The following is a 19,151-nucleotide window of genomic DNA, read 5'->3' on the forward strand; positions in this document are numbered from 1 at the left end:
CTTAGAGACATATTAAAATCAATTATTTATTCTGCTGAAGATTATGAATCTTATATAATAAATGATTTTGAAGTGTTTGAGTTCTTAATGAAAGCTGCAATTCCAAAAGATTTTAAAACAATAAAGAAAATAACCATTCATTTTAACAATAATTTAATGTTAGAGTCCTTGAGTGAAGGTGAGAAGAAGCAACTAATACTTAAACTAGTATTTAGTGTTTTAAGCGATAAAAATTCAGTGATTCTTCTTGATGAGCCAGATGCTTTTTTACATCCAAGCTGGCAGAAATCTTTAGTGAAGGATATCGTAGAGCAACGGTTTTTCAACCAACTCGTCTTATTAACAACTCATTCAGCTAACGTACTATCAAATATTGAAAAGGAAAATCTGTTCTACGCATCTGAAGGCAAGTTTTATTCTAATGATAAGTCAACCTTTGGACGAGATATTAACTCTTTGCAATTTGAGATATTAGGCGAAGATTTTAGGAATAATGCAGTTTCCTTGGAATTACGTGAAATTTACGATTTAATACATCGTCGTGAACTAGATTTAGCAGAGCAACAAATAAATTTATTGGCAGATGAAAAAATGGGACATAACGATTTGGAGATTACTAGAATTAAAACTATGATAGACTTTGAGAGGGAATTTAAATGATCCATATTCAAAAAGGTTCTGAACCCACCGTCCTTAGAAATTATAAGCGTACACATGGTGCTAAAGCTAATTATGCAGATTTCACTGAAAAGGATGCACTGAAAAATCAATTATTGGAAGAGCAAGGGTATTTATGTGCTTACTGTATGGGGCATATTGGATCTGACAAGAAGAGATGGTGGTCTGAAGTTGGAATTGAACACTATAAATGTCAAGAGGAATATAAAGAATTAGAATTAGATTATGAGAATATGCTTGCTGTTTGTAAAATTTCTAAAGGGAAACGTATTTCTGAACAACATTGTGATGTAAGTAAAGGGGGGCAGTCTTTACATTTCAACCCCCAAATCAAAGGACATATAGAAACGTTAACCTATAGTGAAGGCGAGCTTTTGTCTAAAGTTCAAGAATACAATATGGAAGTAAATGATATATTGGGGTTAAATAGAGGCTATTTACCTTCTAACAGAAGAGATATATTAAATGATGCTGTTTTGCATGCAAAAAAATTCATTGGTTTATACGGTAACAATAACGATACGCTTACTAGAATACTGAAAATTTATAATAACACAGATAAATATGGTAGGAAAAAACCGTATTGTGGAATAGTTATAACCTATTTTCATGAAAAAATATCACGCATTTAAAATATCAAATTAGTAAGTTTAAAGGGAAATGTTGATTCAATTTACATAGTTTATTTATTGGGTTTTTCGGATAATGTGGAGTTCTGAATTAAGCCTCAAATGGATACTTTCTTCTTTTTTTTGAGGTTTTATTTTTTTTTATTTATGTAAATTTTATGATTTTATATCTAGGGAATGATTGAGGAAGGACGGGGCAAGGTATGGCAGTTTTTTGAGGTGTCTCCCGCCTTCTGTTTACTCAGCTTCTCCCAACAATGCCCCAACAGAAACCTCCAGCGCTTTCGCAATAGCCACCACCTCATAATCCTGCACAAGCCTATATTGACCCTCCAAGCGCGACAAACTGGTCGGGCTAATGTCTAAGCCAAAGGTTTGCAACCTGGCGAGGAAATCCTTTTGCTTCATTCGTTTAGCTTTTCGAATAGCTACAACTCGGGTCCCGATGATGTTTTTGTCACCTGGGGGCTCTTTGCGATGCTTCATTTCGGCTTCACCTCACAATATTAACCAAATTGTATGCGAGGCAGGTATTGTTTTAATGCGAATATCGAATTAAAATAAAATAAACCGATAAACGCATTAAAATTTCTGTACATCGTCTACAGATATAGCTTTTCCAGGAAGGCGGGGGTGCAATGCAACATCTGATGCACAAATATGAGGAAGAAAAACGCAAGCTGAATGAACTCGGGCAGAAATCACTGGACCAAGGAATTCCGCTAAGCAGCAACGAAGCGGTTCAGGTTCAGAGTCGTAAGGTGGACGAACTCATTAATCGGATATATCAAGAAAAAAGCGGACATGCAGCGTCATTTCGTGTGAACTTCTGTCTTGGAGGGGATGGTGTGGGCTTTCCAGCATGGTTTCTACAGATGATTCAAGGTCGGCTGGATGAGGTGAGCGCACTGATTGAACATCAATCCGAGCCTAGACAAGCTTTTGAAGAAGAGCGCAAAGCTTTTCAAGCGTTGTTTGCCTCCATGGATATTGCACGTAAGCCAGAGTTTGAGTATTGGGAAGATAAGCTTTCTTTAAAGCAATCCGTTCTTTATGAACGTCTATATCTACAAGGGCTCAAGGATGGAATGCAGCTTGCTAATGTATTTGCTGCTCCTTCTGTTTTCTCGGATTAGGCCACAATCAAAAAGCATTCGCTTACTTATGTTGGGACTGTCCATGAGACAGTCTTTTTTCTTATGTATATGTTTGGAAGGGATACATTACCATATTGTCGAATTACCATACATATTGTAATCCAGATGATACGAGGTTTTGCTATGTTTAAATCGCTATTGTCTCTTTTCAAGAAACCCGACACTAAGCCGCCCCAGGCTGTGCGTAAGGCACCAACTCCCAAGCCGAAGCAGAAGGTTGCCTCCACAAGAATTGGGGAGTTAGGTGAGCATAAAATCAATATCCAACTTGACCAGTTACCTAAGGAGTGTAAATCGTTAAGTGATTTATTACTCCCTAATCCCAAATCTCGAACAGGTTACGCCCAGATTGATCATGTTGTTGTTTCCCCGTATTGCTTATTTGTCATTGAGACGAAGAACTACAATGGTGAGATTAAAGGTGGACGAACGGATCAGCAATGGTCTGTCAGTAACCGTTACAAGATGTATAACCCACTGAAGCAAAACTATGGACATATCAAGGCCATCGAGAGTCTGATAAAAGGTGTAGCGGCAGTGAAGTTTGTCTCTATGGTTTCATTCACGATGAGATGCCGGTTCAGTATTGATCCTGAACTTCGGAAGATTCATTCGGACGAACTGGTTATCTATGATGTGGAACTAAGTGAGTTTATCTCTAGAAAGCTGATCAGCTTGAAGACGGGAACTCCAGAATCTCCTATTTCCGCAGTGCAGGTCCAAACGATATACGATCAGTTGGTTCAGGCTAATATCACGGATGCCGAGGTTCGCAAGCTTCATGTACAGAGAATAAATCAAAAGACCAAGAAGCACCTATAAGTTACCTATCATTGGACTAAGGGAGTTAACAGAAATGATCAAACAACTACGAAGCTGGTGGAAGGATACAGAGATCCCTGACCTAATCGGACGCAAAAAAGTGGACTTTTCGATCTTTCGTGATGGTACTCATATTCCAGTTGAATTTCATCCGGATTTTTTGGAAGCCAATCAAGGTCAACAGCCTAACCTAGGTGAAGGACTAAAGGTTAAGCTTATCTATGATAATCGAAACTATGAAGCTACATTAATTAAAATCGATCAAGTATCTGCTAGTCGGGAAGCTCTTCAACTCCGCTATAACGGAAACCAAACGTTGAAGGATTTTCTAATTGGAAATTTCGCTCATTCTTACTCCTATATCATGCAAGAAAGAGAAAATCTAAAAACAGATGATGCAAAAAGACCCCAGGTAGTCGTTCCTGAAGATCAAGCAGAGTACATAGATTTCTTCGCGACAGGTGTTCCTTTTGAATACCGTTTAGAGTTTATAACGTATAAGTCGAAGCCTAATGTATGGTGGGTCAATCAGGGAACCACTATTCAAGCAGAGAAGGAAGAGGGGATTCTGTGGGCGCCCCTACTGAATACGCAAGGCCGAAAGCTATATCATTGGGAGACGATGAAGGAAGTTAAACAAGGTGATATCATTCTTCATTACTCAAATAAAGCTATTCGTTATGTGAGCCAGGTAACGGTTGCGGCGGTAGAAGCACCTAAACCAGGCTCCATGGCCAATACGAGCTGGCAAGAGGAAGGACGATTGGTTCGAACGGAGTATGTGGAGCTCATTCCTTCTATTATGCTACAACAGTTTAATCAGCAAATCATGCAATTGAACATAAACCAAGGACCGCTTCATTCTGGAGGCGGAGTGAATCAAGGGTATTTGTTCCGCTTTTCGAGACAAGGCCTTCAAGTGCTTCAGTCGCTTACGGCAGAGGTGAATTGGCCTGGTTTTAGCATTCTAGATCAAGATGAGGCTGCCTCCAATATGGAGAGCCCGCATGAGGTGATTCCTATGTTACCGCCGTCAGATTCTACGATTCCCACATTCCTCCACCAAATCCAATCCCACATCCGTCGCCAAGGCTTCTTCTTCCCTGAGCATCTGATTGAGAACTATTACCTCTCACTAAAGGCTAAGCCTTTTGTCATCCTGGCGGGCATATCGGGTACGGGGAAGACTCGGCTGGTGAAGTTGTTTGCGGAGGCGCTTGGGGCAACACGGGATAACGGTCAGTTTACCTTGATCCCAGTCCGGCCGGATTGGAGCGATCCTGCGGATCTGCTGGGGTACAAGGACCTTTCGGGGAGGTTCCAGCCGGGTCCGATTACGAAGGTGTTCGTGGAGGCGCGGAAGCTGGAGAATCAGCATAAGCCTTATTTTATCTGCCTGGATGAGATGAATTTGGCACGGGTGGAGCATTATTTCAGTGATCTGTTAAGTGTGCTGGAAACACAGGAGTGGCGGGAGGGAAGGATTACAACGCAGGACCTTATCGCTCCAACCCTGCTCGGTACACCCGAGGATCAAGAGGAGTATGGTGGTCTTGGCATCCCGGAGAATGTGTTCTTGATCGGGACGGTGAATATGGACGAGACCACACATCCTTTTAGCAAAAAAGTACTCGACCGTGCAAGCACCTTAGAGTTCAATTACATCAATCTACAGCAGTATCCGGATTTGAGTGAGCAGGTAGAGGCTAGTGATAGTCCTGATGTTGCCGAACTGAATCATCTTTTCCTGCGCTCCGATTACTTGCAGCTAGTGGATGCCTATGATGTCAACAAAGAGCTCGTGGTCCGGACGACTGAGAGATTGGTTAAGATCAATGCCTTGCTAGAGGATATTCATGCTAATGTGGGCTTTCGGGTGCGGGATGCGATTTGCTTCTATATGATTTATAACAATCGGTACAAGCTGATGAGTGAGGAAGAGGCTTTTGACTGGCAACTGCTGCAAAAGATACTGCCACGCATCCAAGGAAGCCATTCCTCGGTTCGTCGAGTCCTGTTGAACTTGATCAAGGGTGCTATTGGTAGTGGAGCTGGCGTGACGGTTAATATTGATGATCTCATGGAGGATGCTACTCCGCTCTATATGAAATGGGCTGCTGGCCAAACTCCGCCTGCGGCCAAACATCCGCAAAGTGCTCGTAAATTGGCTTTTATGCTCAGGAGGCTGGAGGAAGATGGATTCACCTCATTCTGGCTCTCTTAATGGGACGGCCGAGTTGCTCCGTGTAGAAACGGAGCTTTTTACGCTTTTTCTCCAAGGAAGGCCTTATCATCCTACGGTAGAGACCTTGCAGCTTCATCGTTCTTCTAGTCAGGAGTGGGTGAATGCGCAGCTTGGGCTTGATTGCTCCGAACGGCTGGGTAATGTGCAGATTAAGGTCTTTTCACCTGAGAGGGGCGGGATGGTGGAGTGGCAGCCGGGGGCGGCTGTTTTTCCTTGCTTTTATGAGACACAATCGTATGAACTAGTTATCCAGAACAAGAGCTCGGAGAGCCTTTCCTTTTACCATGAGAATGTGCTGCTGCGGCAGGCGGTTAAGCCTCTAGGCGAATCTATTCTTGCGGGTGTTCTGAACTTCGGGAATGAGGTTGGGCTGACGGAGTGGGAGGTCCGAAGTAAGGGACAGACTATACTGCGGGTAGAGATGGAGATTTTCCCCTCGAAGATGGATTACAAGCTGGATTACCAGAATATCCTCAATGAAGTGAACGCGCAGATTTATAATTTGGCGTTTGATTTCCTGCGCCGGACCTACCAACTCACAGGCCTGCGGGAGACGCAGCATCAGAGCCTGACGGAGTTCTTCACCATACTACAGCATGTCTTTAGACAGCTCTTGGATGCCGTCGAGCGGATTAACAAGAATCCCAATTACGCGCTGCTCCAGGATCAGAGGCTGATGGATGCCAATCGGGTCAAAAGGGCAGGAAGAGAGAACATCCGTGAGCTCACGAAGCATCCTGAACGGTTGAGAGAAGATACGAGACATGGCTTCATAACCATCGGCAATCGGAACTACACAGCCACACATTTAATAGAGACGCGTAAACGGCTCGCCTTTGATACGAATGAGAACCGGTTCATCCGCTGGATGCTGGAACGTATTCATGGGAAGCTGAAGGAGCTCAAGGGTCGCTGGAAGTTGAATAACCGAACCCCAGATCCATTACTGATCAAAAGGTTAGATGCCATGCTCACCCAGCTGGAGCGAGTGCTCAAGATGGATTTCTTGCGTGAAGCAGGAGTGCTGAAGCAGATGTCTGTTACGCTTGTGCTGCAGATGGCCCCTGGATACCGTGAGGTCTATCGCTGCTATCTGATGCTGCTGAAAGGTCTGTCTATCCAAGGCGACCTGTTCCGCTTATCGATGAAGGATGTTGCTCAGCTCTATGAATATTGGTGCTTCCTCAAGCTGAATCAGCTCCTCGGGCAGAAGTATAAGCTGGTGAAGCAGGATATTATCAAGGTGAATCGGAACGGCATCTTTGTTACGCTAGATCGCACGCAGAGCGCTAAGATGGTCTACGAGAATCCAGTCAATGGGGAGCAGTTCATCTTGTACTATAATACAATTCCCGGCTCGGATAAGACCCCGACGCTCAGTCAGCGGCCGGATAATGTACTGACACTGAAGAAGAAGGATGCGGGCAGAGTCAAAGAGTATAAGTATGTATTTGATGCCAAATACCGCTTGAATCCGGCTTATGAGGGTACTTCCTATCATGAGAAATATAGACAGCCTGGACCTGAGGAGGAGGACATCAACACGATGCATCGGTATCGGGACGCGATTGTGTATCAGGAAAAGGGCTCAGGAGAATATGAGCGAAGCATGTTTGGCGCGTATGTGTTATTCCCGTACTCTGATGAAGAGAGGTATAAGAGCCACCATTTTTACAAAAGCATTGAGCTATTGAATATTGGCGCCTTGCCGTTCCTGCCGAATTCCACAAGCCTTGTAGAGCAATTCTTGGATGAGATTATTCAGGATAGTCCGGAAAAAGCTTACGAACGCTCCACACGTCCACGGGGGACGAGGGAATACTATGCCAATCAGCTTGCGGGCAAAAATGTGCTGGTCGGTTCGGTTAAAGGCCCTGAACAAGTTGAGGTGGCGAGGCGGCATTCTTTTTACCATGTGCCGTTGAGGAACCTTGCGGATGTTAAGATACTCACTCAAATCGAATACGTGGCAATGTGCCAATCCAGAAAAAAGTTCAATGATCCTGCAAAAACGGGGATTCACTGGGTAGGGAAAGTAGCGGATTGGAAGGTGCTGCGGCGTAAGGAGATCCAGGAAGTCCCTTGTCGTCCGGGTACAGAAGAAGAGCTGTATGTGCGATTTGCGGTTGAGGAATGGAAGCGGTTGGCTGCTCCTATCGTACTTGGAGGGCAAGGGATCTATACCGTGCTCTATACCAGCAAGTACATCCTGGACCGGGCTTTGGAGATTGCCGAGCTTCGTTTAGAGACGGAAGAAGATATTCGCGAATGGCGGGAGAAGCGCCGCAAGGGTAGAGTGCAGGTGAAGCTGGATCATGAGCAGTATGTGGATTTGGGGAAGGTTGTGGAGGTAAGGAATATGTGATTTCAGGGGAAAAGAGATAGCTTTGTTCAAATGATGTCCTCAATGCGATATATTTATCAATGTAACATTTAACTTCATGGAAGAAGGAAGGGGTCATTTTGCAGATCAGAAAGATGTTGGGCGCACTCCTCGTTCTGACGTTGATAATGTCTTCGTTAACGCTTGGTCAGGCACCTGTAACGCATGCTGAGGAAAGGCCTTTCGTGGACTACCGGTACACGCCAAATCCGGATGGCACCATTTTCATTGAGGGGGTTGCTGATAATTCCAAAAACGCGACGGTCCGTTTGAAAGTCAGTACACGAGGTTTCGTAATCATCGGCAAGAATAAGGAATCTAAAAGTGTTACATTGTTCGAACAGGTTGTATCCACGAATACCAACGGTTATTTCAGTGTCACGACGACACCGATCGATGCGGCGCAGGTTCAAGAGAGCACGATTACGATCTCCGTTTACAATGAGCAAGGCAGGGAATCAAGCATTTCGCCTAAATATCCGTTGGATGTACCGAACATAGATATGAGCGTCTACTACGAAGACCCTGACATTCCTAAAGAAGGACCCTATGATAAATTTAAGGATGGATACATTCCGCCAATAAAAAATATTGATTATTCCTTATACGGCGTGGGGAAGGGTGCTCCAGTTATATTCGAAGCTGAGCTGATCAAGCAAGTGACGAATCCGGTATCAGTGGCAGCAAGCGATACTCACGTTATTGCTTTGACGGCCGATGGAAGCTTGTATGGTTGGGGAAACAATTTACATAATGAAATTAATAATAGCAGCTACCCGGTACTTCCGGTAACTAAGATTGGTATGCTGTCCAATGTAAGGCAGGTGGAAGCAGGCGAACGATTCTCGCTCTATTTGACCAAGCAGGGCGAGTTATATGGCTGGGGCGATCTGAACTATTTGGGAGTCAAAACGAAAACGGGAACGCCCCAGAAGATTACACTCGTGCCTGAAGCAATCAGATCGATGAAAGTATATAGTCAAGGCGTTGTGTTGCTGACAAATGAAGGGAATGTGTACCAATTAGGTGGGGCCTACGGTCCTGGAGTGCTACTGCTCAAAAATCATGTTCGAAAACTGCCGATCAGCGATGTAACCGATATTGCCATCGGGGATTTATTACGAGCTTACGCTGTGAAGAAGGACGGAACGGTGTGGTACTGGCAAACAAAGATTGTAGATAAGGAAAACACGGTAAGTCAGATCGAGGGATTCAAGAATATAAAGCAGATCGACTCCGCGGGGGATAACAATCCTTACCTGCTTGCTCTGGATAATAAGGGGAACTTGTGGGCATGGGGGAGCAATGGTTCGCGCCAGCTTGGCTTCAATGTCACACAATACATGTCTAAGCCTACCATAATTAATAAAGGTCCGATCCGTATTAAAAAGGACGGGTATTCTTATCCCAATGAAGACCTGGTATACAAAACGATTTCTGCTGGCGATGAGGGTGCCTTGGTTCTAACGGATAAGAACGAGATGCTTTTCATGGGTTATAATGCAGGAACCGTGGCGTTCTCGACAACGAAGGAAGGACAAAACTCGTACAAAAATGTGACATTGATCGAAACGAGCAATGGCAACATGTACTGGGCATCCAACGGGAAATTGTGGGTAAGCGGTAATAATAACCAGTATGGTCAGTTAGGCTTCGGAGTAAAGCTATAGCTTGAAATTGCTTTAAGCTAAACGGGAGGCGTATAAATACGAATGTTTAATGGTCGAAAGAAACGGCGGTAGAGTTTTTCGGCATTTAATCTGCCTCCCTATACCTTTTCCCTATAACCAGATATCACTTTTAAGTGTTACTTAGTGGATAACCCTCCATGCTAGAATCAATGCATTAGAGCAAGAGATGTATTAGATGGAGGAGGAGTATTCATGTGCAATAGATTTCAAATCGTAGGCAGCCTGCTGCGTCCGGCGGATTTATTAGAATATAAAGGGCAGATCGAACACCGGGATGATATCCGGTATCCTTTTTACCAGGACTTCCAGGGGTATGAGCAGTGTGAGGCTGAGGCAATTCAGGCTGTAGTTGAACAAGAAAGTGAGAATGGCCTGACCATACTTACGGATGGCGAATATTCCAAATCGATGTGGCATCTGGACTTTGTCTGGGGCTTCCAGGGGATTGACCGCTACATTGCGGATCATGGATATTTCTTCAGAGATACAGATGGAACTTCCAAATATGAGACGAGAAAAGATATTGGTCTGCGCATTACAGGTGAATTGGGTGGAAAGGACCATCATTTCATTCAAGCCTATAAGAAGCTTCAGGCTCTTGCCGGCGACCGGGAGACCAAGCTATGCGTACCTTCGCCATCCCATATTTATGGTGAATTATCCTGGTCGGATAACATTGGCGGCACAGAAGCTGTGTATAAGGACAGACATGAGCTGAAAGACGGTCTGGTTAAGGCTTATAAGGATTTTGTAGGGGAATTCGCTGCTGCCGGGGGACGTATTCTGCAATTCGACGATTGCTTGTGGGAACTATTTGCCGATGATAACCCGAACTCTCCCTATACCGGCGAGAATATCAATCAAGCGGAAGTACAGGCGTTGGCTGCAGCATTTATTGACATTAACAATACCGTCATTGATTACGGTCATAGCTTAGGCCTCCTAATGTGGACGCATAACTGCCGGGGCAACTATGATTCCCGTAATATGGGCGGCGGCTCCTATGCCAAGATTGCGAATCTGTTCCTGAAGCAGCTGAAGTACGACCGCTTTTTCCTGGAATGGGATGATGACCGTGCGGGCTCCCTTGAGGCGCTTGCAGTGTTCAAGGATAAGCCGGAGACGGAGATTGTACTTGGACTATTGTCTTCCAAGACCAGAACGCTTGACGATGAAGCGCGTGTAGTTCAAATGCTGGATGAAGCATCGAAAATTATTGATAAGGACCGGTTATTACTGTCTCATCAATGCGGGTTTGCCTCCTGCGATGGCGGCAATGAATTAACGGAAGATGAGCAGTGGGCGAAGATTAGACAAGGACAAGAGATTGCCCGGCAGTATTGGGGTAAGCTGTTGTAATTATCGCAGACAAGAGACACGAACCCATTCGTGTCTTTTTTTTTGCGCCATAAATATGTAACAATCAGAAGTCATAAAATCATCACTCTCCCAAGCGAACGTTTGTGCTACAATTCCTTTTGTGAATATATGGAAGGGGGTTGCGGGAGTTGATGACTACAAGGCAATGGGTCACCAAATTTATACGGATGCATAAATGGGTATTCTTATTTGGGTTTGTGATCACCACATTGATGACGATGGTCAATCTGATGTACCCATTCCTGGGCGGGAAGCTGATTAATGTCGCTTTTTATGATAAAGACATGAGCGCCTTTATGAATCTGTGCCTGATCTATGCGGGAATCCTCTTGTTCAATCAGTTTGTGGTTGCGACGTTAAATAATCTCATTTCCTCGCAGATGATGACGGGGTTTGTGTTTGATATCCGCCGGGCTCTGTTCAACAAGATCTTACATAAGAAGGGGAAGGACCTCTCCGGGATGTACAGCGGGGATATGATTAGCCGGATGAACCACGACGCCACGGATGTTATGAATCTCGTCTTCTGGAGCGGACTGTGGGGGTATTCCAACTTTCTGCATATCCTGTTCGCTGTCGGTTTCATGTTTTACTACAATATATTTCTGGGGGCTTTTACGGTCGTTCTGGTTCCCGCTGTGTTCTTCGCCTCCAAATATTTCAAGACCCGGGCGCAAAAGGTCAACAAGGATATTGCAGCCGAACAGGGCAAGCTATCCTCTTATTTATTTGAGATCGTGAAGAACCTGCAGGAGATCCGAATCCTTAATGCAGGCCGGAAAGTAACCAGCACCTATTTAAGAAAAACGACCTCGATCCATAAAATGAACGTGGACAACGGAAAAATCGAAGTGACAACAGAGCGGGTGAATTCGTTCATCACGCTGATTGCACAACTGCTGATATTTACGATCTGCGCTTATTTCATTGCAAAAGGCCAAATGCAGCTTGGCGTTTTTGTAGCCGCCGTAAGCTATTTCACTATGGCTGTGAACTATTTCAGCTCGATCAACAGCAAAATTGCCGATGTCTGGGGGCAGTCGGTCTCCTTGCAGCGTGTCGTGGATATTCTGAATGAAGAGGAAGAGGATTACCGGGAGAACCAGCCTCCGAAGACCATCCAAGAGGGCAGGATTGAATTTAACAATGTGACCTTTGGGTACACCGGAGACAGACCGGTTCTGAACGGATTCAATCTCCGTATTGAGGCAGGAAGCACAATCGGTATTGTCGGAAGGAGCGGCGCGGGTAAAACAACGATGGGGAACCTGCTCTACAACCTGTACAACGTGGACAGCGGCGAGCTTCTGATCGACGGAACGAATGTTAAGGAGTATAACCTGCATAGCCTGCGGAGCCAGGTGGGGATTGTCCATCAGGAGACGATCCTCTATGATCAGACCCTGCGCTACAATCTTTCCTTCACAAACTGCAAGGATAAGGATGACGCTTTGATGGAGGCCATTAAGAAAGCAGCCCTGTATGAGGTTGTCCAGGCACTTCCTGACGGACTGGACACGCTGCTTGGGACGGGCGGGCAGGAATTATCCGGCGGGCAGAAGCAGCGGCTGGCTATCGCGAGAATATTGGTCAAGAATCCTAAGATTCTGGTCTTCGACGAAGCGACCTCGTCCCTCGACAGCCGGAACGAAGTGCTGATCCGGAGCATGCTTGGTGAACTGTCGAAGGAACGGACGCTAATTATCATCGCCCACCGTTTTTCCACGATTAAGAGCTGTGATAAAATCGCTGTGTTAGCAGACGGTATTGTCGAAGGCTACGACACCCACGATGTACTGATTACAAGCAACAAAACGTATATAGACTTATTCAGCGAACAGTTTGCAGGAGGTGAAGCGGTATGACACGAATAGAAACCTTCAAGGCCTTAACCCGGGATATAGACGGTATTCACAAGCCGCTCCTTGCGCTCGGCCTGTTCAAGCTGTGGAGCTTAATATTCGGGCTGATCCCTTTGTTCTTGTATTCGTTTTTGGTTAACCATGTCCTCGTGGATGAGAGGTTACATGAGCTTTGGCCTGTCATCGCAGGATACTTGGCTGTTTTCGTGCTTACGACCATCGGAATTGCCGCCTCCAAGCGGTTCTCCAACCAGTTAATCCTGAAATTCGACCTGCGAATCAAGAACAAATTGCTAAAGAAGTATATAAGTCTTGATACTGAAGTGTACAGCAAATATAGCATTGGCGACGTGAAAAGCCGGATTGAGAACGATTCCGCGGTTGCCGGGAAGTTTTTTACGACCCATGTATTGGACTTTATCTACGCTGTCGTTTACGCTATTGCGCTTGCCGTTATTTTAATGTGCTACGACTGGCGGATTGCGCTGCTCAGCTTTATTTTTGTTCCGGTTTCTTTGGTTACGGTTAATGTTCTGGGAGGGAAAGCGAAGAGCACTGGTGAAGAGCTCTGGAAGCTGCAAATCCAATATGAAAGCTTTTTACATGCCAATTTTCAAAACTGGAAAGATATCAAGACCAACAACCTGGAAGACGCGCAACTTGCTGAATTAAACGGACACTACAAGAAGATCAGGCCTATTTGGTTTCTGAACCAGCTCTATATGCATCTGGGGATTACCTACTCGTTCTTCACCAAAAACTTCATTACCCAGCTGTTTATCTATTTCATTGGCGGAGTATTTGTCATTAAGGGCTACTCGGAGATTGGCGTGCTGCTTGTATTTATCAACTTTTACGGGCAGTTCTTCGGGTTCATCGAGAACATCAGCAATGCCATGATGAATTATAAGAGTGATTCGGTGAATATCGAGAAAGTGATCGGGATCTTAAATGTAGAAACAGACAAGAGGCCTTATAAGAAAATCGCCGGAACCGGATTAACCGTTGATAATCTGAGATTTACGTATGAGGGAAACGATTCATTTGCGCTTGACGGGATTTCGTTCTCGGTGAGTAAGGGCGAGCATCTGGCCATCGTGGGACAAAGCGGCAGCGGCAAGTCTACCCTCGCGAAGCTGTTGACCGGGCAGATCAAACCGCAAGCAGGTGCTATACAGATTGGCGGTGTTGATATCCATACAGTGAGCGGCGAGAGTGTTTCAGACAAAGTGAGTATAGTCGTGCAGGAACCCGTTCTTTTCAATATGACAATTAGAGAGAACTTATTGCTGGCCAAGGCCAGCGCAACTGATGCGGAATTGATCGGGTGCTGCCGCAGAGCGCGTATTTATGACTTCATTGAAACATTGCAGGATCAACTCGATACCATCATCGGAGAAAAGGGAGTAAAGCTATCGGGGGGCCAGAGGCAGCGTTTATCGATTGCCCGGGCATTTTTACAGGACAGGGACATCATTATTTTTGACGAAAGTACAAGCGCCCTTGATAACGAGAATGAGAGTGATATCATTACAGAACTGAAGAGTCTCTCCTCTGGGAAAACCATGATTTCGATTGCTCACCGATTATCGACTATTGTGGATTGCGACAAGGTAATGGTGCTAAAGGACGGCAGGGTGGCAGCTTTCGATACGCATGACAACCTGCGTTACAGAAACGAACCGTATGATCTGCTGTTCCAGAGCCAGTATATGGCGGGATGAACTGAAGTATAATTACGATGGTTCCTATTCAATATAATCGTTATACAAATTGAGGGGGTTTCATGATGACCAATGAAAAAAGAGAATTGTCAACAGAACAACGTGAAGAACTGCTCGGAGCATTGAAAGCCCGTTTTGAGAAACATATGACCCGCCATCCAGGTTTGGAATGGGCTAAAGTGCAAGCAAAGCTGGAAGCGAATCCTGAAAAATGGTGGTCACTCCATGAAATGGAAACAACCGGCGGTGAACCCGATGTGGTTAGGTATGATGAAGAGACGGATGAATACATTTTTTATGACTGCTCAGCAGAGAGCCCTAAAGGCCGCAGAAGTGTATGTTATGACCATAAAGCGCTGGAGTCAAGGAAAGAACATAAGCCGAAAAACAGCGCTATGAATATGGTGGCCGCCATGGGCATTGAGCTGTTAACAGAAGAACAATACCGTGAGCTGCAGAAGCTTGGGAATTTCGATATGAAAACATCAAGCTGGGTGAAAACACCTTCTGAGATTAGACAACTTGGCGGTGCTATCTTTGCTGATTTCCGTTACGGCAATGTCTTCGTGTATCATAACGGTGCGGATTCTTACTATGGTGCTAGGGGATTCCGTGGCTCGCTCAGGGTCTGACCGCCGGGCCGAGTGATTTTCAAGCGGATTGTGGGTGAAGCGCGTTTTGCACAGACTTGGACAAATATGCGCATAGATTATCAAGAAATTAACAAACGATTATTATATCATTTTACTTATACGAGAATAGGAGTGGTGCCGCAATGAACTTAGAAGCAGTTTTTGGGCAGTTTCCGATCCTGCAGTCAGATGATATCGTATTGAAAAAGATTGAGGATGATCATTTGGACGAAGTTTTTGAAATCTATACCAATGACCGTGTATTTGAATACTGCGGCATCATCCCGAAACACAATAAAGATACTGTGAAGAACATGATAGGGCATTTCGAGAGAGACTATCATAAAAAATCAAGGGTCAAGTGGGGAATCTTCTATCATTCTGAGCCCGGCCGGTTGATGGGGATTATTGAAGCTCAAGATTTTAATCAAAAGATAAACGTGGTGACGATTGGCTACTTTTTGGCGGAATCGCATTGGGGGAAAGGAATTGCTGCCGCAGCGGTAAATCTGTTGCTCGATTTCTTGTTCAGGGACGTCAACGTCAACAGAATTCAGGCTGAAGTCATGCCTCGAAATGAGAATTCCAAGAAGGTCCTATTGAAGAACGGCTTCATCAAAGAAGGAACGTTAAGACAAGCCACCTTATGGTCAGGTAAAGGGATTATCGATATAGAAGTGTACAGTATTCTAAGAGAAGACTATGTGAAATGAACCGGGACGCGATTAGTGTTTGTCCATTTGCTTCAAGGAAAAGTAGGGTTCTTATTTATATAAGCAAGAGAGAATGGAAGGGGAGAAGTATTGCCCCTTTTTTTTTGTTTTTACCTATTAGCAGAAGATTTTTTTGAATATAGTACCGCATTTTTAAAGGGATTTGTTATTATTTGTCGAACTTTATCTTTGTCAATTAAATTGCTCATATAGGAGGAGCCTATTTAAAGATAAACCTGAGGAATAGCTACAGAGTAAACTGCTATGCATCACATCAAATCGAGATAAGGGGGAACAGCATGAAGAAACAGTTGTTGTGGAAAAGATCCTTAGTTTTGATTCTCGCACTCTTACTGGTATTTCCGAATTTGAACATGGCCCGGGCGCAGACTTCGGGTGGCAATCTGACCGTTGAATCAGCGGTAGCAGAGAATCTGGACGGGAATTTAAACAGCGTCATCTACGCTAATGGGAAGTATACCGCAGTAGGTGAAGGCGGGAAAGTTATTCAATCGGCAGATGGGATGAATTGGACCCCCATAACTGTCCCGTTCTCTAATGCCAAGATTTCATGGCGGAGTATTGCCTTCAATTCAAGTACGTATGTGGTGGCAGGTGTGGATTATACAAACTCCACTGCCAAAGCCAAGCTGATGGTTTCCACTGACGGAGGCGCAACCTGGACGGACAAGTCCCCAGCTGTAACTGCTGACATTTTGCAAAATGTGCGCTACCTCAACGGGGCATTTTATGCTGTTGGCGGAAGGTGGAGTACCAGCAATAGTCCCTTTGCACGGGCGGATGACTTGGGAGTGATCTATTCTTCTGCGGATGGACAGAACTGGAGTCAATGGAGTACAACAGCTTGTTTCTGGCCTGTTTCAACCACTACTAGCACCACTTTTTATTTGACAGATATCACCTATTTTAATGGGGAATATGTCGTTACCGGAAATGTATTTGCCGGATATGCATACTCGACTAATGGGGCAAGCTGGACAACTAAATTCTTGAGTGGCTTGAGTAATTCATACGGATTGGATTCATTATCTGTGTACAACAGTAAGCTCTATGTATCACATAGCTGGAATGAAGGTTTCGCCAGCAGTGATGGAATGACGTTTACCGCAGATTCATCCTACAATAGAACGCTTGGTGTTGTGCAGGCAGGGGGACTGCTGTATCGTTTTGGCAGGGCAGGAGAGATGTATAGTTCGACAAATGGCGGAGCGACGTGGACAGCAGTGAATTCCGTAACGAACCATACGATACGTTCGGCCGCCTCGAATGGTACAGGAATGGTACTGGTCACGACGTCATCCCCAAGTCTTGTCGTTACTCCCGATAGAGTAACTTGGAAAAGACTCAGTGGTAATTTGCAGGGGATTGCATATAACGGCAGCACATGGGGGGTTGCCGGAAGCATAAGTCCTAATGATAGTGCGGAGCTTCCGGATGGGTTCATCTTGTCCTCTTCAGGCGGATGGGATCAGCTGAGTACAGCCGATACTCTGCTGCCTGCACAGGGTCTTTCAAAAATTGCATATGGGAACAATCTTTTCGTTGCGGCAGGGAAGAGAGTAGGGGTCTCGGCAGATGCACAAACCTGGACGATCTCCGATCTTCCAGCCGGAGCTGCAGGGCCTGTGACCGGGTTAGCCTATGGCTCCAGCGGCTTTGTTGCTGTAACTAAAGGTGATAAAATCCTCACATCCGCTGATGGAACCTCATGGACTGTAGGTGCAACCTATAGCGGGGCAACATTTTATAACGTGAAGTATGTGAACGGTGTATATGTAGCTTTTGGTACTGGAGGAGCATGGAGCTCTGTGAATGGTACGAGTTGGAGCTCGCTTGATTCGTTAGGTGGCTATCTACTATACAATTGTGATGTAACTTATGCAAATGGAAAATATATAGTTGTGTTTACGAACGATAGTGATGGCTCTGCGCGATTTGTAGAGACAACTGGGCCATTAAACAGTGGCTCGGTCTGGGTAGAACATGTCATTGACGGAAGTGCGGCTTGGCCTGAACTGCATTCAATAGATTATGGCAATGGAGTTTATGTTGTTGTTGGAACGGTCTATGACGTTCAAGGAAATCAACATCATGTTGCATACTCTTCCAATGATCTACAGACATGGACCAAGTATGATGAGCAAGCACTGGGAGTAAGCGGAACCGGATTAAGCCAGGTTCTCTATCAAAATAATAAATTCTATATTGTTGGTAACGGGAATACAAAAATTGTGCTCGGAAGTGGGGCTACACCGGAAGCAACCCCAGCGGCGGTCATTGACTACACCGCCGAGCAGCTGACCGGCCTGACGGCAAACGGTTCCTACACCGTAAATGGTGCGGCAGTTACTGCAACGGCAGACGGTAAGCTGGCGATTGACAGCAGTTGGCTGGGTACGCCGCTGAGCATCGTGAAGAAGGGCAACGGCACGACGACTACAGACAGCACAGCGCAGACGCTGAATGTTCCGTCCCGTCCGGCAGCACCAAGCAGTGTCGGCAAGACGAATGAAACAGCAGTGAATGCGAATAACGGCTCGCTCACGAATGTGAGCACTGCAATGGAGTACAAGAAAGGCTCCGCAGGGACTTGGACGAATATATCGGGCACGAGCGTAACCGGACTTGCACCGGACACGTACTACGTCCGGACAAAAGCAACGTCGTCGGCATTTGCGTCAGGAGCGCAAAGCGTGACGGTTGACATGTTCACGGCCTTACCGGAAACGACCCCGGCGGCAGTGATCGACTACACCGCCGAGCAGCTGACCGGCCTGACGGCAAACGGCTCCTACACCGTGAACGGTAATGCAGTCACGGCAGACGCTAACGGCAAGCTGGCAATCGACAGCAGCTGGCTGGGAACACCGCTGAGCATCGTGAAGAAGGGTAACGGCACGACGACTACAGACAGCACAGCGCAGACGCTGAATGTTCCGTCCCGTCCGGCAGCACCAAGCAGTGTCGGTAAGACGAATGAAACAGCAGTGAATGCGAATAACGGCTCGCTCACGAATGTGAGCACTGCAATGGAGTACAAGAAAGGCTCCGCAGGGACTTGGACGAACATATCGGGCACGAGCGTAACCGGACTTGCACCGGACACGTACTACGTCCGGACAAAAGCAACGTCGTCGGCATTTGCGTCAGGAGCGCAAAGCGTGACGGTTGACATGTTCACGGCCACACCGGAAACCACCCCGGCGGCAGTGAT

At 45.7% G+C, this 19,151-nt stretch carries 14 protein-coding genes; 13 read left to right on the plus strand and 1 reads right to left on the minus strand.

Annotated elements, in window-relative coordinates; genetic code table 11:
* Together A3849_RS28725 and A3849_RS28730 are read left to right on the plus strand one after the other, a co-directional pair.
* Positions 1 to 660: AAA family ATPase (locus A3849_RS28725; protein ID WP_178382838.1), on the plus strand; the 660-nt coding region annotated here is incomplete at its 5' end.
* Positions 657 to 1,310, plus strand: a complete 654-nt coding sequence (locus A3849_RS28730) for an HNH endonuclease family protein (protein WP_074114493.1) — start codon at positions 657 to 659, stop codon at positions 1,308 to 1,310. The genes A3849_RS28725 and A3849_RS28730, both read left to right, overlap by 4 nt.
* Before the next feature lie 234 nt (positions 1,311 to 1,544).
* Here A3849_RS28730 and A3849_RS28735 read toward each other — a convergent pair whose 3' ends face one another.
* A complete protein-coding gene (locus A3849_RS28735) occupies positions 1,545 to 1,793 on the minus strand; it encodes a helix-turn-helix domain-containing protein (protein WP_074114494.1) in 249 nt (82 codons plus the stop codon).
* 152 nt (positions 1,794 to 1,945) lie between these two features.
* On the opposite strand from A3849_RS28735, the gene A3849_RS28740 reads away from it, so the two are divergent.
* From A3849_RS28740 to A3849_RS28790, 11 genes are all read left to right on the plus strand, one after another.
* On the plus strand, positions 1,946 to 2,443 hold the full coding sequence (locus A3849_RS28740) for a hypothetical protein (RefSeq protein WP_074114495.1): 498 nt from the start codon (positions 1,946 to 1,948) through the stop codon (positions 2,441 to 2,443).
* Positions 2,444 to 2,587: 144 nt separating this feature from the next.
* Positions 2,588 to 3,286 carry a nuclease-related domain-containing protein gene (locus A3849_RS28745; RefSeq protein ID WP_074114496.1) on the plus strand — a complete coding sequence of 233 codons (699 nt, stop codon included), beginning with the start codon at positions 2,588 to 2,590 and terminating at the stop codon, positions 3,284 to 3,286.
* A 34-nt stretch (positions 3,287 to 3,320) separates the two neighbouring features.
* Entirely contained in the window at positions 3,321 to 5,510 is a 2,190-nt protein-coding gene (locus A3849_RS28750) for an McrB family protein (RefSeq protein ID WP_074114497.1), read from the plus strand.
* A complete protein-coding gene (locus A3849_RS28755; RefSeq protein WP_074114498.1) occupies positions 5,482 to 7,896 on the plus strand; it encodes a restriction endonuclease-like protein in 2,415 nt (804 codons plus the stop codon). The genes A3849_RS28750 and A3849_RS28755 overlap by 29 nt, the downstream gene beginning before the upstream one ends.
* A 98-nt stretch (positions 7,897 to 7,994) precedes the next feature.
* Positions 7,995 to 9,584, plus strand: coding sequence for an RCC1 domain-containing protein (locus A3849_RS28760; protein WP_074114499.1), 1,590 nt, complete (start codon positions 7,995 to 7,997; stop codon positions 9,582 to 9,584).
* A 213-nt stretch (positions 9,585 to 9,797) separates the two neighbouring features.
* Positions 9,798 to 10,964 carry a cobalamin-independent methionine synthase II family protein gene (locus tag A3849_RS28765; protein ID WP_074114500.1) on the plus strand — a complete coding sequence of 389 codons (1,167 nt, stop codon included), beginning with the start codon at positions 9,798 to 9,800 and terminating at the stop codon, positions 10,962 to 10,964.
* Between the two features lie 152 nt (positions 10,965 to 11,116).
* A complete protein-coding gene (locus A3849_RS28770) occupies positions 11,117 to 12,850 on the plus strand; it encodes an ABC transporter ATP-binding protein (RefSeq protein WP_074114501.1) in 1,734 nt (577 codons plus the stop codon).
* Positions 12,847 to 14,571 (plus strand): ABC transporter ATP-binding protein, encoded by a 1,725-nt coding sequence (locus tag A3849_RS28775; protein ID WP_074114502.1) that lies wholly within the window; start codon positions 12,847 to 12,849, stop codon positions 14,569 to 14,571. Before A3849_RS28770 ends, A3849_RS28775 begins: the two co-directional genes overlap by 4 nt.
* A 65-nt stretch (positions 14,572 to 14,636) precedes the next feature.
* Positions 14,637 to 15,203: a DUF4256 domain-containing protein gene (locus tag A3849_RS28780; protein WP_074114503.1), complete on the plus strand. Its 567-nt coding sequence runs from the start codon at positions 14,637 to 14,639 to the stop codon at positions 15,201 to 15,203.
* A 143-nt stretch (positions 15,204 to 15,346) separates the two neighbouring features.
* Positions 15,347 to 15,916, plus strand: a complete 570-nt coding sequence (locus tag A3849_RS28785) for a GNAT family N-acetyltransferase (protein ID WP_074114504.1) — start codon at positions 15,347 to 15,349, stop codon at positions 15,914 to 15,916.
* Positions 15,917 to 16,215: 299 nt separating this feature from the next.
* Positions 16,216 to 19,151 (plus strand): glycoside hydrolase (locus A3849_RS28790; protein ID WP_074114505.1); only part of this gene is annotated, 2,936 nt, incomplete at its 3' end.

Source organism: Paenibacillus sp. P46E (assembly GCF_001909095.1).
Classification (GTDB): Bacteria; Bacillota; Bacilli; order Paenibacillales; family Paenibacillaceae; genus Paenibacillus_AQ; species Paenibacillus_AQ helianthi.

What these genes read in the sequence shown, in the direction of transcription:
- A3849_RS28735 (WP_074114494.1), bottom strand. Translation starts at nt 1,793, where the DNA reads ATGAAGCATCGCAAAGAGCCCCCAGGTGACAAAAACATCATCGGGACC.
- A3849_RS28755 (WP_074114498.1), top strand. Translation starts at nt 5,482, where the DNA reads ATGGATTCACCTCATTCTGGCTCTCTTAATGGGACGGCCGAGTTGCTC.
- A3849_RS28785 (WP_074114504.1), top strand. Translation starts at nt 15,347, where the DNA reads ATGAACTTAGAAGCAGTTTTTGGGCAGTTTCCGATCCTGCAGTCAGAT.
- A3849_RS28750 (WP_074114497.1), top strand. Translation starts at nt 3,321, where the DNA reads ATGATCAAACAACTACGAAGCTGGTGGAAGGATACAGAGATCCCTGAC.
- A3849_RS28730 (WP_074114493.1), top strand. Translation starts at nt 657, where the DNA reads ATGATCCATATTCAAAAAGGTTCTGAACCCACCGTCCTTAGAAATTAT.
- A3849_RS28770 (WP_074114501.1), top strand. Translation starts at nt 11,117, where the DNA reads ATGACTACAAGGCAATGGGTCACCAAATTTATACGGATGCATAAATGG.
- A3849_RS28775 (WP_074114502.1), top strand. Translation starts at nt 12,847, where the DNA reads ATGACACGAATAGAAACCTTCAAGGCCTTAACCCGGGATATAGACGGT.
- A3849_RS28740 (WP_074114495.1), top strand. Translation starts at nt 1,946, where the DNA reads ATGCAACATCTGATGCACAAATATGAGGAAGAAAAACGCAAGCTGAAT.
- A3849_RS28780 (WP_074114503.1), top strand. Translation starts at nt 14,637, where the DNA reads ATGACCAATGAAAAAAGAGAATTGTCAACAGAACAACGTGAAGAACTG.
- A3849_RS28765 (WP_074114500.1), top strand. Translation starts at nt 9,798, where the DNA reads ATGTGCAATAGATTTCAAATCGTAGGCAGCCTGCTGCGTCCGGCGGAT.
- A3849_RS28745 (WP_074114496.1), top strand. Translation starts at nt 2,588, where the DNA reads ATGTTTAAATCGCTATTGTCTCTTTTCAAGAAACCCGACACTAAGCCG.